The 16,411-nt window shown below is 68.3% G+C and carries 14 protein-coding genes; all 14 read right to left on the reverse strand.

What is annotated here, in order from left to right; all coding sequences use genetic code 11:
• Positions 1-12 precede the first annotated feature (12 nt).
• Entirely contained in the window at positions 13-384 is a 372-nt protein-coding gene (locus BN3001_RS08080) for a DUF2273 domain-containing protein (RefSeq protein ID WP_082629867.1), read from the reverse strand.
• A 2-nt stretch (positions 385-386) separates the two neighbouring features.
• The gene (gene amaP / locus BN3001_RS00840) at positions 387-1,139 is read right to left on the reverse strand and encodes an alkaline shock response membrane anchor protein AmaP (RefSeq protein ID WP_058269943.1); all 753 of its coding nucleotides are present in this window, start codon (positions 1,137-1,139) and stop codon (positions 387-389) included.
• A 135-nt stretch (positions 1,140-1,274) separates the two neighbouring features.
• Complete coding sequence (locus BN3001_RS00845; RefSeq protein ID WP_058269944.1) at positions 1,275-2,291, reverse strand: J domain-containing protein; 1,017 nt, start codon at positions 2,289-2,291, stop codon at positions 1,275-1,277.
• Positions 2,292-2,368: 77 nt separating this feature from the next.
• Entirely contained in the window at positions 2,369-3,169 is an 801-nt protein-coding gene (locus BN3001_RS00850) for a YebC/PmpR family DNA-binding transcriptional regulator (protein ID WP_058269945.1), read from the reverse strand.
• 133 nt (positions 3,170-3,302) lie between these two features.
• Positions 3,303-3,995, reverse strand: a complete 693-nt coding sequence (locus BN3001_RS00855) for an N-acetylmannosamine-6-phosphate 2-epimerase (RefSeq protein WP_407938262.1) — start codon at positions 3,993-3,995, stop codon at positions 3,303-3,305.
• Positions 3,996-4,017: 22 nt separating this feature from the next.
• The gene (locus tag BN3001_RS00860; RefSeq protein WP_058269947.1) at positions 4,018-4,989 is read right to left on the reverse strand and encodes an ROK family protein; all 972 of its coding nucleotides are present in this window, start codon (positions 4,987-4,989) and stop codon (positions 4,018-4,020) included.
• Between the two features lie 26 nt (positions 4,990-5,015).
• Positions 5,016-5,942 carry a dihydrodipicolinate synthase family protein gene (locus BN3001_RS00865; RefSeq protein ID WP_058269948.1) on the reverse strand — a complete coding sequence of 309 codons (927 nt, stop codon included), beginning with the start codon at positions 5,940-5,942 and terminating at the stop codon, positions 5,016-5,018.
• A gap of 121 nt (positions 5,943-6,063) precedes the next feature.
• Positions 6,064-6,897, reverse strand: a complete 834-nt coding sequence (locus tag BN3001_RS00870; protein WP_058269949.1) for an ABC transporter ATP-binding protein — start codon at positions 6,895-6,897, stop codon at positions 6,064-6,066.
• On the reverse strand, positions 6,898-8,937 hold the full coding sequence (locus tag BN3001_RS00875) for a dipeptide/oligopeptide/nickel ABC transporter permease/ATP-binding protein (protein WP_082629869.1): 2,040 nt from the start codon (positions 8,935-8,937) through the stop codon (positions 6,898-6,900).
• Position 8,938: 1 nt separating this feature from the next.
• Positions 8,939-9,895 (reverse strand): ABC transporter permease, encoded by a 957-nt coding sequence (locus BN3001_RS00880; RefSeq protein WP_058269950.1) that lies wholly within the window; start codon positions 9,893-9,895, stop codon positions 8,939-8,941.
• 164 nt (positions 9,896-10,059) lie between these two features.
• Positions 10,060-11,664, reverse strand: a complete 1,605-nt coding sequence (locus BN3001_RS00885) for an ABC transporter substrate-binding protein (RefSeq protein ID WP_058269951.1) — start codon at positions 11,662-11,664, stop codon at positions 10,060-10,062.
• Positions 11,665-11,966: 302 nt separating this feature from the next.
• Complete coding sequence (uvrC, locus tag BN3001_RS00890; RefSeq protein ID WP_058269952.1) at positions 11,967-13,988, reverse strand: excinuclease ABC subunit UvrC; 2,022 nt, start codon at positions 13,986-13,988, stop codon at positions 11,967-11,969.
• Between the two features lie 23 nt (positions 13,989-14,011).
• On the reverse strand, positions 14,012-15,004 hold the full coding sequence (locus BN3001_RS00895; RefSeq protein ID WP_058269953.1) for a lipid II:glycine glycyltransferase FemX: 993 nt from the start codon (positions 15,002-15,004) through the stop codon (positions 14,012-14,014).
• A gap of 53 nt (positions 15,005-15,057) precedes the next feature.
• Complete coding sequence (locus tag BN3001_RS00900; protein ID WP_058269954.1) at positions 15,058-16,293, reverse strand: carboxylate--amine ligase; 1,236 nt, start codon at positions 16,291-16,293, stop codon at positions 15,058-15,060.
• Positions 16,294-16,411 lie beyond the last annotated feature (118 nt).

Genomic DNA, 16,411 nt, shown 5'->3' on the forward strand with positions numbered 1-16,411 from the left:
AGGGGCGCCGCCTCAGCGGTTGTCCGAGAAGAGCTTGCGAATGGCCCTGACCACACGCGCGTCGCCGTCAAGGAACTGCCCCACGACGACGCCGACGCCGACGCAGAGCGCCACGAAGAGCGCGCGCCAGAACCCGATGGCAAAGATCAGAAGGGCGACGGCGAGGCCGACGGCGCCGCCCAGGGCAGCGTTCTCGTGGCCGACGACGACGTCGTGCGTCCAGGCGGCGACCCGTCTGCACAGGCGGGCGGGCGGCTCCTGCTCCTCGACCTCGGGCGCCTTGGTGACGGGGCTCGGCTCTTTCCGTCCGCTCGGGGCGTCCTGGGGAGGCTCGCTGACGTCAGGAGCCTTCTCCACGGTCAGACGGGGCTTCTGGTCCGTCATCGTCACTCCTCTCCGGCATAGGGCAGGTCGGCACGGGCGGACCTGCTCATGGGAACGGTTATCTCGACGGGCTCCTCGGGCAGCTGCGGCGCGGCCTCCGTCGCGTCAGGCCCCGCGGCGTCGGCGGCGCCCACCATGACGACCTTCCGGGCGTCGGCGCTGCGAGACGGGGCCTCCCCTGGCGTCGCGTCCGTCGCGGCGTCCAGCGGGCGCCCGTCCGAACGCGCCGCCGCGACGGGGTCAAACTCCCCCGCGTCGATGAACTCGACCGTGACCTTGTCCACGTTGTCGCCGCACACGCTCCTGAGGCCGCTGACGATGCGGTCATGCAGGGCCTCGCCCTCGGACACCACGTCGACCGCCCGGTAGGGCTGCACCCGGCAGCTCACGCGCACGTGCCCGTGCTTTCTGGCCCGTACGCGCACCCGATGCGCGCGAAAGCCGCCCCCGGCCTCGATGACGTTGACGGCCTGGCTGGCTATGGCGTCACGCGTGATGGTGATGGCGTCGTCGCCCACCTTGGACACAATCACGACCTTGCGGTTGCGCGTCAGAAGCGCGCGGGCGAGGCACACGAGCAGCCCCAGCGCGGTGATGCCCATGAGGACCTCAAGGGCCAGGCAGTACCAGACGTTGCCCAGAAGGTCCGTGGCGGCCCTGGTCCACGACCCCCACCACGGCAGCGCGAGGGCGGCAAGGGACAGAAGGCCGGACAGACCAAACAGCAGCAGGCAAACGCGCTTGAATGCACCCATGACACACGCCCCTTCGCATGGCTATCCACGGTGGCTCACGGTCCAGTCAAGGATAGCGCAGTCGGCAGACAACTGCCACGAGGCACGCAAAAGGCCTTCGGAGGCGGCGTGCGCCCAACCCCTCGGACGCGCCGCCTAGCGAGTCTCGGGACGCCCCGAGACCGCGCTCCCCCACTGGCCGCAGCGCTTGAGCAGGGCCATCCGAAGCGTCACGTAGCGACGCTCGATGAGCGCGGCGAGCCAGCGCGAGAGCCCCATGACGACGCCCGACCCAAAGAAGCCGATGAGCAGGTCGACCGTCACGAGCGCGCCCGGGACGAGATAGGCGAGCTGCGCCTGGCCCTCGATCGTCGGCATGCCCCGCACGAGCAGCCAGACGGCGAGCGGTAGCTCGAGCAGAGGGTAGACCTGGCCTTCCACCAGGCTCGAGGCGTCGGAGCGATAGGCGCCCCCGCCGTGCACCTCCACGTGCTCGCGCGTCACCAGCGAGACGAGCCCGTTGGCGGCTTCGCGCAGGGTCCCGGAGACGTGTCCCGTCACGAGCTCGTACAGGACGAAGTAGCTGGGATACACCACGGCCGCCAGGGCGTCGGCCAGCTCGGTCAGGGGCGCCTGGGCGCTCAGGTCATAGCGGGCGGCGTTGGAGCCGACGAAGGGAAAGAGGCGCCACCAGACGACGGCGAGGGCGAGCACGACCAGCGCACGGAGCAGGACGGGACCCAGCAGCAGGCGACGCAGGGCATGGCCCGGGGCGTCGGCGGCGGCGTTGGCGGCGTTGGTTGCCTGGGCGCTGCGAGGGTTGCCCTGCTCGTCCCAGAAGAGCGCGTCGTCCACCTGGGTCGTCACGCGCGTCGTGCCCGTGGGCGCATAATGGACGCCCACGCCTCGTCGCCCCGACGCGGCGCCCACAAGGTAGCGATGGAGCAGCGTGACGTCCGTCTCGGCAAACAGGGACCTCAAGTGGGCGTAGGCCTTGTTGACCTCCGTCATCCGCCGCTGGGCGAACTTCTTGGAGATGCCGTTTCTCTCGGCGTTGTCGGGATGGTACTCAAGGGCAAGGCGCTTGAAGGCGGCGCGAACGTCGGCCATGCCGTAGCGCTCGGGAAGGTCGAGGACCTCCTCGGCCCTGGAGCGGGTCATGTCCTGTCTCATCGGCGACGTCCCCTCATGGCTGCGGCGACCACGAGGGCCGCCGCACGTGCAGGTCATGTATGGACCGGCCCGTGGGCCTAGTCCTCGTTGGCGAGCGCCTCGGCGACCTCGTCGGAGACGCTCATGGTGCTATAGACGCTCTGGACGTCGTCGAGCTCCTCAAGACGGTCGACGAGGCGCTGGACCTTCCTGGCGTCCGCGAGGTCGAGCTCGGTCGGGGTCGTGGGCACCATCGTGAGCTCGGATCCCTTGACCTCGATGCCCTGGTCCTCAAGGGACTTCTGGACGTCCTGCATCCGGTCGTAGGCGGTGTAGACGATCCACTCCTCGCCCGCGTCCTCGTAGTCGTCGCCCTCGGCCTCGGCAACGGCCATCATGAACTCGTCCTCGTCCACGGCGTTGTCACGGTCGGCGACCTTCTTGTCGTCGCTGTGGATGACCTTCTCGACGGCGATGGAGCCCTTGCGTTCGAACTGGAAGGCCACGGATCCCGTGGTGCCCAGGTTGCCGCCGGCATGACTGAAGGCGGAGCGCACGTCAGCGGCCGTGCGGTTGATGTTGTCGGTCAGGCACTCCACGTACAGGGCCGCACCCGCGGGACCATAGCCCTCGTAGGTGACCTCCTTGTACACGACGGCCTCGGCGCCAGTGCCGAAGGCCTTGTCGATGGCCGCCTGGATCTTGGCGTTGGGCATGGAGACCATGCGGGCGCGGGCGACGGCCGCGGCGAGGGAGGCGTTGTTCTCGGGGTTGGGATCACCGCCGTTGCGGGCGGCAACGGTGATGTTGCGCGAGTGCTTCGAGAAGAGCGCGGAGCGCTTGGCGTCGATCGCGGCCTTCTTATGCTTGGTGGTGGCCCACTTAGAGTGTCCGGACATGCACGTCTCCTTCTGACAATGACAAAACACTTGGATGATACACAACTGCATGCCGGCAGCACAAGGCAGAGCGCAGGTCTCCAGATGAGCGTCACCCGCCAGGCCCGCGCCGGGCGGCGAGGGGCGACGGGCGCTAGGCGCCCAGGGCGGCGCAGAACCACCTGGTGATGCTCGTCGGGTGCGTGATGCCCGTGCCGGCGACGACCGCCCAGGCGCCCGCCGTTAGGGCCGCGGCGGCGTCGGCCGGGGTGTGGACGTGTCCCTCGCAGATGACGGGCACGTCGGGAAACTCGGCGGTGGCCTGGCGGAGCAGGGCGAGGTCGGGACCGTCGCCCATGGTGGTGTCGATGGCGGCCTTGTTGTGGCTCAGGGTGGTCGAGACGAGGTCGACGCCCGCGCGGACGGCGCCTCGGATGTCCTCGATGGTCATGCAGTCCGCCATGACCAGCGTGTCGCACCGGGCACGCAGCTCCCGGACCGTCTGCTCGAAGGTGCGCCCGTCCGGGCGCGGGCGGCTCGTGGCGTCAAGGGCGACCACGTCGGACCCGGCGTTGACGCAGGCTATGGCATGACGGAGCGTGGGCGTTATGTAGACGCCCTCGTGCCCCTCCTTCCACAGGCCTATGACCGGCACCTCCACGCGTCCCTTGATGGCGGCGATGTCGGCGAGGCCCTGGCAGCGGATGGCGACGGCGCCTCCCTGCTCGCACGCCTCGGCCATGAGCGCCATGGTCTCGGGGTGGCGCAGAGGCTCCCCGGGATAGGCCTGCACCGAGACGATGAGGCCCCCCTTGATCGACCGCACCAGCGGTGAAAGCTCGGACATGCTCATTCCTTTCCGCTCTCTGTCATGCGAGCTGCGCGTAGCCTGACGTGATGACGTTCTCTGCGGCGCCGATGAGGGGCGCGTCATCGCCCAGCTGCCCCGAGACCACCGGCGTGCCCGCGACCGGGGGCATGACCGCCTCGGCCCAGCCGGCGTCAAGCGCGTCCCGCCAGGCGGGGCCGCACTTGGCGACGGAGCCCGAGAGGATCACGCAATCCGGGTCGAACATGTTGACCATGCTGCCCAGGACCTCGCCCAGGGCGTGACCGGCACGCGCCTCGGCCTTGATCGCGGCCTCGTCGCCGGCGGCGGCGCGCCGGTCGATGACGGCCCCGTCGAGCGCGGAGCCGTCCTCGCAGGAGGGCTTGCCGCCCAGCTCGAGGTAGCGCGAAAGGATGCCCGGACCGGCGCCGATGGGCTCGAGATGTCCCACCGCCCCGCAGGGACAGGCGATCCCCGCCGCGTCGGTGCAGCTCACATGGCCTATGTGACCAGCCTCGTTATGGGCCCCGAGCAGGATGGAGCCCTGGTTCACGAAGGCTCCGCCGATGCCCGTCCCCACGGCCACGACCAGACAGCTGCCCTTGCCCAGGCCCCCGCCCCACCGGGCCTCGCCCAGGGCGTGGGCATGGACGTCGTTGAGGACGCGCGTGGGCAGCCCAAAGGCGTCAGCGAGGCGCGCGCCCAGGGGGGTGCCCCCCCACCCGGGCATAAGCTCGTTGGCATAGGTCACCTCGCCCGTCGCGGGGTCGATGACGCCGGCGCTCGACACGCCGATGCCAGCGAGCGCGGTCGCGCCCGACTCGTCGATGACCCTCCTCACAGACGCGATGACGTTCTCGAGGACGCGAGACCCGCCCAGGGCGGCCTCGGTGGGCACCTTGCCCGCATGAGAGATGCGAGGGCGTCGACCGTCGCCGAGGCTCACCAGGGCGGAGGCGATCTTGGTGCCGCCGACGTCAACGGCGACCACCTGCCGCGTCGTGTCAGACATGGCTCACTCCTTCCCGCGCGTGACGGCTATGCCGTCAGGACGCCCGTGTCAAGCAGGACCTTGCGGATGGCCTCGACGTTGTACCCCGAGAGGGGCTTGACCGGTCGGGGCATCTGACTCGAGGAGAACACGCCCATAAGGTGGAGGGCGCACTTGAAGGCGCCCACGCCGCCGGCGTAGCCCTGGACGCCCGACGTGACGTCAAAGATGTGACTGACCTCGTTGATGCGGTCCTGAAGCTCCTTGACCCGCTGCCATGCGCCGGCCTGGGCCGCCCTCCACTGCTCCACGTAGAGCCCGGGAATGACGTTGGCGAGCCCGGGGACGGCACCGTCGGCGCCGGCGAGGTAGGCGCCGTCCACGACGATCTCGTGGCCGGTGAGGATGGACAGGGGATGAGCGAGCGCATCGTTCTCCTGGATGAGGTAGCGAAACGACACGTCGTCGCCGGAGGAGTCCTTGACGCCGGCGAGCACGCCCTCGGCGCCCAGCCTCGCAAGGAGCTTCCAGGGCAGCTTGGTGTGGACGCAGACGGGGATGTCATAGGCGAAGAGGGGCGCGGCGAGCTCGCGGTGCAAGATCCGAAAGTGCTCCTCGACCTCGGCCATGCCGCCGAGGGCGTAGAAGGGGGCCGTCGCGACGAGCGCGTCGGCGCCCAGCGCCAGGGCGCTGCGGCCGTGCTCGATGACGCGGTCGGTCTCGGTCTCGATGATGCCCACGAGGACGGGCACGCGATGGTCCACGATGCGCACCGCCTCGCGGACGATCTCGCGACGCCGCTCGTCGGTCGAGAAGACGACCTCCCCGGACGAGCCGAGGAAGAACAGGCCGTTCACGCCCGCGGCCAGCATGCGCTCGATGAGCCGCTCGAACGAAGGGACGTCCAACCGGTGGTCGTCGGTGTCGGGAACGACCACGGGCGGCACGACGCCGCCGATCTTGAAGTCTGCCATGCGTCTTCTCCTTTGTGACGGGGGCTCGACGTCCCGTGCGGCCGGCGGCGGGCCGGCGGCGCACTATCGTAGCTCAAAACGGACGCGCCCTGCCTGACGGGCGCGTCGTGACGCGCCGCGCCTAGCCTCCCAACGTGGGATGGAGCAGCGAGGGGGCGGCGCCCAGCAGGCTCTTGGTGTAGGCGTCCGTCGGGCGCTCAAAGACGTCCTTCGCACTGCCCTCCTCAACGACCTGGCCGTGGTTCATGACGATGATGCGGTCCGAGATGTAGCGCACCGTCTGAATGTCGTGGCTGATGAAGATCATGGACAGGCCGAGGTCGCGCTTGAGGTCGGTGAGCAGGTTGAGAATCTGGGCGCGCACCGAGACGTCCAGGGCGGAGGTGGGCTCGTCGGCGATGATGGCCGCCGGCTCAAGCGCCATCGCCCGCGCGATGGCCACGCGCTGGCGCTGGCCGCCCGAGAGCTGTCCCGGCAGGGCGCGCAGGGCGCTCTTGGGAAGTCCCACGAGGTCGACGAGCTGCGCGATGCGCATCTCCTGCTCCTGCGAGGTGCCGATCTGGTGGACGAGCATGGGGTCGAGCAGCTGGTCGTGCACGACCATGCGCGGGTTGAGCGCGGTTGCGGGGTCCTGGAACACGACCGAGACCACGCGCCCCATCTTCCTGCGCAGGTCCGCCGTGCGCCTGGTGACGTCGGTGCCCTCGAAGTAGACCCTGCCCGACGTGGGCGCCTGCAGGCCGCACATGACGTTGGCCGTCGTGGACTTGCCGCAGCCCGACTCCCCCACGATGCCGATCGTCTCTCCAGGCATCAGCTTGATGGTCACCCCCCGGACCGCATGGACCAGATTGGGGTGGAAGAGCGACCCCGTGCGGGTCCTGAAGGTGACGGAGATGTCATCGAGGAGGATGATGGGCATGTCGGGGTTGACGTTGCGTGCCGGCGCCGCCATCTACCTCACCTCCTTGAGGGTTTCAAGGTGCGGCGTGAGGCCATGCGCCCTGAGATAGTCGTCGGGAAGCTCCGCGAAGCTGTGATGGGCGTCACCGGGCAGCCGCTTGAGCACGGGATGGACGTCCAGGCCGATGGTGGGATGGCTCGAGCGCGGGGCGAAGCGATCGCCTGCGGGAAAGTCCTCGGGCGAGGGCACCGAGCCAGGCACCTGATGGAGCCTCGTGCCGTCCTTGGCGCCCTCCTCGATGGAGAGCACCGAACCCAAGAGGCCGCGGGTGTACTCGTGGATGGGGTTGGTGAGCAGCTCCGTGGTGGGGGCCTGCTCGATGACCTGACCGGCGTACATGACCGTGATCTCGCTGGCGACCTCGGCGACGAGCGCCAGGTCGTGGCTCACGAAGATCATGGCGAAGCCCAGCTTTGCCTGCAGGTCGTTGAGGAGCCTGATGACCTGCTTCTGGACGGTCACGTCAAGGGCCGTGGTGGGCTCGTCGCAGATGACCAGGGAGGGGTCGCGCGTCAGGGCCATGGCTATGAGCACGCGCTGGCGCTGACCGCCCGAGAGCTCGTGCGGATAGGACTCGAGCGTGCGCCTTGGGTCGAGGCCGACGAGCTCCAGCAGCTCCTGCGCGCAGCGCGTTCCCCCGCGGTCCGTGAGCTGCTTCATCTGTGCCGCTATGAGCATGGAGGGGTTCAGGGACGAGAGAGCGTCCTGATACACCATCGCCAGCTCGCGACCCAGGAGCCTGCGATGCTCCTCGGGCGTCAGCTTGAGCAGGTCCTGCCCCTTAAAGATCAGCTGCCCGCCGACGGTCTGCTTGGGGTCGATCAGGTTCATGATCGTCTTGGTGGTGACGGACTTGCCGCAGCCGGACTCGCCCACCAGCGCCATGCACTGACCGGGCCGCACGTCAAACGAGACGCCGTCGACGACCTTGACGTCACCGTGGCTCTCGAAGCTGATGGTCAGGTCCCTCACCTGCAAGAGGGGCGGGACCGAGAGGTCGGGCGCGTGGCGGTCGGTGCGGGCGAGCTCCACCTTGCGCAGGGCGGCGAGCCTGCGGTCCAGGGACGCGGCCTGCTCCGCGTAGGCGCGGACCGGGTCGGCGGCGAGGATGTCGTCGGCGCGGCGGCTCTCGGAGGCGTCGGCGTCGACCGGGGCCGCGGGGGCGGCGGCCATGGTGTCGGTGAGCCCCTCGGAGAGGATGTTGAGGGCGAGACAGGTGACCATGATGGCGATGCCCGGGAAGAGCGCCTGCCACCAGCGGCCCGCCAGAACGCCGGCGCGCGCGTCGGCGAGGATGTTGCCCCAGGTGGGAGTGGGCTCGGTGATGCCCGCCCCAATGAAGGTGAGCGACGCCTCGAAGATGATGGCGTCCGCCACGAGCGTCACGGTGAAGACCATGATGGGCGCGATGCAGTTGCGCAGGACGTGCCGCCAGAGGATCCAGGGGGCGCGGGCGCCGGAGACCATGACGGCGCGGACGTAGTCCTCGCCGTACTCGCTCACGACGTTGGCCCTCACGATGCGCGCGATCTGCGGCGTGTACATGAAGCCGATGGAGAAGATGATGGCGGGGATGGAGTTGCCCAGGATGGAGACGAACACGGCGGCGAGCGCGATGCCGGGGAAGGACATGATGATGTCCAGGATGCGCATGATGACCTCTGAGACGGACTTGCGCGCGACGGCGGCGACGGCGCCGATGACGGACCCGCACACCAGGGCCATGAGCGTGGCCCCGAAGCCGATGATCAGCGAGTAGCGACCGCCGTAGAGCATGCGCGAGAGGATGTCGCGGCCCTTGTCGTCCGTGCCGAAGAAGAAGCCGCCTCCCGGCGCCTGGCGGGCCAGGTAGGTATCGATGGGGTTGTAGGGCGCGACCACGGACGCGAGGATGGCCGAAATCGCCACGAGCACCAGGATGACCAGGGCGACCTTGGAGCCCCGGGGCATCTTCTTCCAGCCTCCCAGCCGAGAGGGCGCCGCGGCGGCCCGCTCGAGGTCCCGCGACTGCTCAGTGCGTCTGCTCAGCATGCTACACCGTCCTTATCCTGGGGTTGATGAGGAGATAGAGCATGTCAACGATGATGTTGATCACGATGAACGCGAGGGCGACGACGATGACGACGCCCTGCACCAGGTTGGTCTCGTTGCCCTGGATGCCCTCGAGGATGGCCATGCCCATGCCGGGGAGGTTGAAGATCGTCTCGATGACGACGGCGCCGCCCATGAGGTAGCCGATCTTGAGCCCGAGCGTGGTGACCGGGGTGATGAGGGCGTTGCGCAGGACGTTGCGACCCACCACCACGGCCTTGGGGAGGCCGGCGCCCTTGGCGGTCTTGACGTAGTCCTTGTCGAGCTCCTCCACCATGGCGGTGCGGACGATGCGCGTCATCTGCCCCGTGAGGGGCAGCGCCAGGGCAATGGAGGGCATGAGCATGCGGGCCATGTAGCCGCCGGGATTTTGGGCGATGTCGGGGAGCGCGCCCGAGGACGGCAGCGCCTTCAGGTAGAACGAGAAGACGAGAATCATCAGGACCGCGATCCAGAAGGAGGGCGTGGCGAGGCTGGCGATGGAGAGGACGCGTATGAGCTGGTCGGGCCAGCCGTCACGATAGAGCGCCGCCAGGACGCCCAGCAAGAACGAGACGACGGCGGCGATGGCCAGCCCGATGAAGGTGAGCTGCATGGTCACGGGCAGGGCCTTGGCGATGCGCTCGCCCACGGAATAGTTCGCGGCGCCGTAGGAGCCGAGGTCGCCCCGGAGCAGACCTCCCATGTAGCGGACGTAGCGAACCGGCAGCGGGTCGTCCAGGCCGTGGTCCTGATGGTACTGGGCGACGGCCTCGGGCGTGGCAGACTCCCCCAGGGCGTTGTACGCGGGATCGACCTTTGAGAACGACATGAGGAAGAACACGAGGACCGTGACGCCGAGCGCCATGACGGGCAGGGCGATCAGGCGACGGCCGATGAGCCTCAGCAAGTTGTTCACGAACTCTCCCCTCCTTTTGACGGGGCGGACCGATGCCGCCTGCGGGCTGCGGACGCGCAGCAGAGCCCGCCTCGTGCTCGGCGACAAGGAAGGAGGCCCGAGCGCCTGGGACGAGTACTCGGACCTCCTTGCGTACGGTTGCGGGCGGCGCCGGCGTGGGGACGCTACTTGATCGTGGTGACGCCGATCAGCTCGATGCCCGTGGTGCCGATGCCCTTGAAGTCCGAGGAGATCTTGACACCGTCGCCGTTGGCGTTCTCGCGCCAGGAGGAGGTGGAGGTCTTCACCTGCAGGACCGGGTACAGGGGCACGTTCTCGGAGAGGAGGTCGAAGCACTTGTTCCAGTGCTGCTGCTGCTCGTCGCCGCTGGCCTTGAGCGCCTCGGTCATCTCGGAGCTGAGCGTCTTCCACTCCTCGGAGCCGACCCACTGGCAGCGCTTCTGCATCCAGGTGTTGTTGCCATACCACCAGTTGAGGAGCAGGTCGGGGTCAGCGCCGAAGCAGGAGGGGTCGCCGGGGGCCAGCAGCAGGTCATAGGCCTCGCCGCCGTCGATGGCCGCGTAGGTCGCCGCGGAGGTGTCGGTCTGGATGGTGACCTTGAAGCCGAGGGCGTCGAGGTTGTTCTTCACCTCGGTGGACATCGCGATCACCTGGTCGTTGTCCGTGGTGCGCAGCGTGATGGCGCCCGGGGTGATGCCCGCCTCGTCGATGAGGGCCGTGGCCTTCTCGAAGTCATAGGTGTAGACCATGGAGGCCTTGTGGTAGTTGGGGAACGCCGGATCGTCGGGCAGGTAGCAGGTGGGTGCGGTGGCCTGGCCGGACAGGGCGTTCTGAATCATCTTCTCGTAGTCGAGGGCGTACATGACGGCCTGCCGGACCTTGACGTTGTCCCAGGGGGCCTTGGTGACGTTGAACATCATGAAGCGAGTGCCAAAGCCCTGGACGGTGTCAACGCTCAGGCCGGCACCCTTGAGCTGCTCGATGGAGTCGGCGGGCGTGGACTCGGAGATGAGCGTGGTCCCCTGCTGGGCGGCGGTCACGCGGGCGGTGGCGTCCTTGAGGACGTCATAGCGAATCTTCTTGTCCTTGGCAGGCTTGTCGCCGTTGTAGCTCTCGTTGGGGACGAGCGTGACGGAGGCGTCGGTGATCTCGTCGTACATCCAGGGGCCGGTGCCCACGGGCATCTTGGTGAGGTCGTCGTCAGAGGCCGACTCGGGCACGACCTTGACGATGGCGAGGCGCTCCTTGAGCAGGGAGAACTTGGGGATGGACGTCTTGATGGTGACGGTCTTGTCATCCTTGGCCTCGATGGAGGCGATGGGCGTCAGCATGGGGACGTAGATGTTGCCCTCCTTGGAGGAGCGGGCAAACGAGCTGGCGACGTCGGAGGCCTTGACGTCGGTGCCGTCGGAGAACTTTGCGCCGTCGCGCAGCTTGACCTCGTAGGTGGTGTCGTCGACCATCGTGGGGTCGCCGGCGGCCAGGGCGGGACGGGTGCTGTAGTCGCGGAAGTCGATCTCGTACAGGCCCTCGACCACGTTGAGGTTGCACCCGAGGGCGAGCGCCGAGGAGGTGGTGGAGGGGTGATAGTTCTGCGTGGAGTATGCGGTGCCGACGCTGATCTCGCCGCCGCCGGCGGCTCCGGCGTCAGAGCTCGCGCTGGAGGAGCCGCTCCCGCTGCCCCCGCAGCCGGCAAGCCCGAGCCCAGCGAGCGCCGCCGCGCCTCCCGTCAGGCCGACGAACGAACGACGAGTGAAGTTCTGCCTCATGGTTCCTCCCTAGTGGTGGGAAACGTTGATAGGGCGTGCGCCGCGGCGCACCATCTCGCCTATAGGCTATGTCATCGGCCGAGGGGCGGCCTGCGCGCACCTGACAAAAGGCCGGCGATCGCAGGCGAACGGCCTGTCCGGCGAGACAAGCGGAAGCTGCCTTTGAACTGGTCTTTTTCTGGCCTGAGCGTCAGAAATTCCTTATTGGGCGGGCTCTTTTATCCATGTGGGAGCATTATCGTGCCATGGCATGACACGACGGCGGGCGGTCGCGGGCGATCCATGGCGGCAGGGCCGCGGCCCTAGTCGTCGGCGTCCGGCGCTTCCGCCGACGTCGCGACCGCAGCGGAGAGGGGCTCCCTCTCGCGCTCCCAGGCGCGCAGCGTCTCATAGACCGCTCGGGCCACCGTGGCGGGCACGCCCCTCACGGAGGCGATGTCCTCCTCGCTTGCCGCGCGCAGGCGTCGCATCGACCCAAAGTGGCTCAGGAGGGCGCGCTTGCGCCGCGCGCCCACGCCGGGGACCTCGTCCAGGATCGAGACGCCCTGAGCCTTGGTCCGAAGCTCGCGATGAAAGCTGATCGCAAAGCGATGCGACTCGTCACGCACCTGCTTGATCAGATAGAGGGAGGCCGAGCCCGAGGGAAGGACGACCGGCGTCTCGTCCCAGGGCACGAAGACCTCCTCGTCGGACTTGGCCAGGCCGCACACCGGTATGTCAAGGCCCAGCGCCTCGAGCTGCCTGATGGCGGCCGTGAGCTGTGGCTTGCCGCCGTCGACCACCAAAAGGTCCGGCGGCGCGGCGGCGAAGCGCCCGTCGGCCATGTTCCGGGGGGCGTAGCGCCGTCCCAGCACCTCGCCCATCGACACGAAGTCGTTTGCCTCGTCGAGCGCGGCCTTGATTCTGAAGCGTCGGTACTGCCCCTTGTCGGGGCGGCCGTTGGAGAAGACCACCATGGACGCCACCGTGAACGTGCCGTGCAGCGTGGAGATGTCAAAGCACTCTATGCGCAGGGGCGGGCGGTCAAGCGCCAGCGCGCTCTCAAGCTGCAGCAGGGCCTCGTTCGTGCGCTTGTCCGCGTAGCCCGTCCGCACCAGGTAGCGGTTGAGGGCATGGTGGGCGTTGCGGGAGGCCATGTCAAGGAGGTGGGCCTTCTCGCCGCGCCGGGGCCTGCGGACGTGACAGGCGCGACCCCGCCTTCTCGTGAGCCACTGGCCCAGAAGCTGGGCGTCAGGCAGCTCGATGGCGACGTCCACCTCGGCGGGGATGTCGGACGTCTCGTCGTAGTAGCGCTTGATGAAGCCCTCCGTGAGCTCCACCTCGTCCACGTCGGCGCCCTTGTTGAGGATGAACTCGCTCGATCGGACCGTGCGCCCCTCCCTCACCACGAAGACGCAGGCGCAGCTGATGGTCTCCTCGCGGAAGATGCCAATGAGGTCAAGGTTGACCTCGGCGGAGAAGGTCACCTCCTGCCGGTCGTCGAGCCCCTCGATGACCTCGAGGCGCCGCTTGATGCGCCCCGCCCTCTCGAACTCGAGGGCGCGGGCCGCCTCGTCCATCTGGAGGCGCAGCTCGTCCATGATCTTCGAGCGCCTCCCGGCGAGGAACTCCCCCACCTGCCGGACGTTCTCGGCGTAGTCGGCGGGCGTGATGGCTCCCACGCAGGCGCCGGGGCCGCGCCCCACGTGGTAGTCAAAGCAGGGTCTCCCCCGCCTTGCGAGGGCAAGGCCGGCCACGGCGGCGTCATCGGGATGCGACTTGAGGTAGCGGCGGCAGCGCTTCCACTCCGCGCAGGTGAATATGCAGACCGGCACCACCTTGCGCAGGGTGTCTATGGTCTCGCGGGCCGCCTGGGCGTCGGTATAGGGCCCAAAGTAGCGCGTCCCCTTTCGATGACGCTCGCGCGTGTACTTGATGGCGGGAAACACGTCGTCCATGGTGAGGGCGATGTACGGATAGCTCTTGTCGTCCTTGAAGTCCACGTTGAAGTACGGGTGAAACTGGGCGATGAGGTTGCGCTCCAGGACGAGCGCCTCGTGCTCGGAGCCCACCACGATGTAGTCGAAGCTGCGAACGACCTGCATCATGAGGGGAATCTTGGCGCGATCGTCCGTGAGGTTCACGTACTGGAGCATGCGCGCCCTGAGGTTCTTGGCCTTCCCCACGTAGATGACCTGGTCGCAGGCGTCCTTCCACAGGTAGCAGCCGGGGTCGGTGGGCACGAGCGCCACCTGATCGGCGATGGACGGCAGGCCCGCGGCCTCGGGCCGAGGGGCCGAGAGGTCAAAGTTGGGCACGTGGGTTGCGGGATTCTTGACGCTCATGGACGTGACTGCGGCAACGCGGGCTAGCCGCGCCTCAGGAGCTTCTTCGCCGCGACGAGCGAGCCGTACAGAACCGGGCGCACCGGAAGGTCGCGGGCGGGGGCCACGTCGGTGACGCCCTCGGCGAACTTCGTCTTGAACGTGTTGAGTCCCTTCAGCGTCGGCGAGAAGTCGTTGCCGATGCCCATCTGGTCGTACCTCGTGCAGCCCCTTCTCGCCAGCTCGCAGCATTCGAAGTAGATGAGCCCGTCCGTCGCGAGCGTGCGCGCCAGGCCCGTGCGCGAGGCGCCGTAGTAGCGCACGGCATGAGTGCCCTGGATGGTGGCTATGGTCCAGGTGACCACCTGACCGTCAAGCCTCCCGGCAAAGACGCGGCAGTGGTCCTCGCCCAGGATGCGGATGAAGTTCTCGTAGTCCTCGAGCGGCGCGGGCGTGAAGCCGTCGCGCGCCCCGGTCTCGACCATGACGTCGTAGTGCTCGGCGAACGACGAGCGGGCGAGCGCCGTCTCGTCGGCGAAGGCCACCTTGCACTCGCGGAGGGACTTACGGACGTCACGGCGGCCCCGCTTCTTAAAGCGCTGGAGGATCTCCTCAGGCGTGCCCGTCGTGTCGATGACGACGGTCTGGTTGTACGGGCGCGTCGAGAGGACCGGCCTCGTGACGTCAAGCTCATGGGCAACCGCCAGGCGCACGAAGGCCACGCGGCCGTCCTCCCCGCGGACGTAGTCGCGCAGCGCCTCGAGCGCCGTGCGCTCGAGCTCCTCGCCCGGCTCCGACCCCCAGACGGGGCCATGCCAAGAGCGCAGATAATGATACCCATGAGTCTCGAAGTCGGTAAGGGACAGGACGGCGACGGCGCGCCCGTCCCGGACGAGCTCGAGGCAGCGCCAGGGCGTCCTGTCCTCGATGGTCGTCTGATAGCGCGCCCAGGCCTGGGTCTGCTCGATGGGAAGGTCCACCTCCCACTCCCGGGAGAGCTCCTCCATCCTGGCGAAGTCGATCTGACGAATGTCCATGGGAATCCTCCCTCTGTCGTTCGCCGGCGCGGCCAGGGCGAACGGGCCGCCTCCTAGAACGAGGTGTCGGTTGGCTCGGGATAGTGACGGGCGAACTTGCGCCACTGGTTGAGCTCGGTGAGCTCGACGTCGAGCATGCGACGCACGCCGCGGTCGGCGGCGTAGCGCTGGGGGTCAAAGACCTTGCCGGCCCCCACGAGCTCCTCCATCTCCGCCTTGAGCGCCGGGTCGCGCACGTAACGGCGAAGCAGGGGCACGGGGACGAGGGTGTAGAGGATCCTCCGGCCGGCCACCTGGGGCTCGGGCGCCTCGTGGCCCACGAGGTCGCGGACGAGCGCCTCCATGGGGTTTGCCCCCGCCGCGAGGTTGTAGTACGAGTTGCGCCCTATGCGCGGGTTCACCTCAAGGAAGACCGCCCTGCCCGGGCGCTTGGGGTCGCGCTTCACGTCAAAGTTCGCAAAGCCTCGGTATCCCACCGAGGTGAGCATGCGCACGCAGCGCTCCCACAGCCCCGGCATCTGCCGCGTGATCATGGCGACGGGGTTGCCCAGCATGGAGGGGGCATGGTCCTCCAGAAGGACGCCGGCGGCCCCAAAGTGCGTGCATCTTCCGCCCTGGTCGATGTAGAGCGTGATCGAGTCCATGTACGTGTCGTCCCCGCCGATGAGCTCCTGGACGAGCATGTCGCCCGCAAAGCCCGCCTCCGTGAGAGAGGAGAGGATCGACTCGAGCCGCTCCTGGCTCTCGACGAAGTAGACCTTCTTGAAGCCGCGAGCGAGGAAGGGCGCGTACTCGGGCGAGCGCGCCGGCTTGAGCACCAGGGGAAAGTCGCCGTCCCACTCAGGCGCGGCATGTCCGGCGGCGCAGGGGGCCGTCATGGAGCGCGGGGTCTCAAGTCCATGGTCGGCGCAGAGCCGCGCGAACTCCACCTTGTCGGACACGAGGTCAACCACGTCGGCGGGCGGCATCGCCATGACGACGTTCGCGGGAAGCGACGAGGCCATGCGGCCCAGGGTGGCGATGAGGTGGTCGACGTTGGACACGACCACCACCGTGCGGGGGGCATGGTCGCGGGCGAGGGTAGTGAGGGCACGGGCGACCTCGTCGCGTCCCAGCCGGCTCACCTGATGACAGTCGAAGATGGCAGAGTGCGCGATGGCGCCAATCGGCTCGGGCGCCACGCAGACGCTCGTGACGCCAAACGCCTCGTGCATCTCGCGGCCGAGGGCGTAGGCGCCGATGTCCCCGCCGATGACGACGGGAACGATCTCTGCGTAGCTCGTGGTCATAGTGTCCAAGTCTGCTTCCTTTGCGCGTTGGGGGGCGGACGCCCCGTACGTCTTCCCTACCTTAGCGCACGGCCCGACCGTCCGCGTCGCCGGGGCGAACCGCCACGCATTTGACAGG

Origin of the sequence: Olsenella massiliensis, from assembly GCF_001457795.1 — a bacterium.
Lineage (GTDB): Bacteria > Actinomycetota > Coriobacteriia > Coriobacteriales > Atopobiaceae > Olsenella_F > Olsenella_F massiliensis.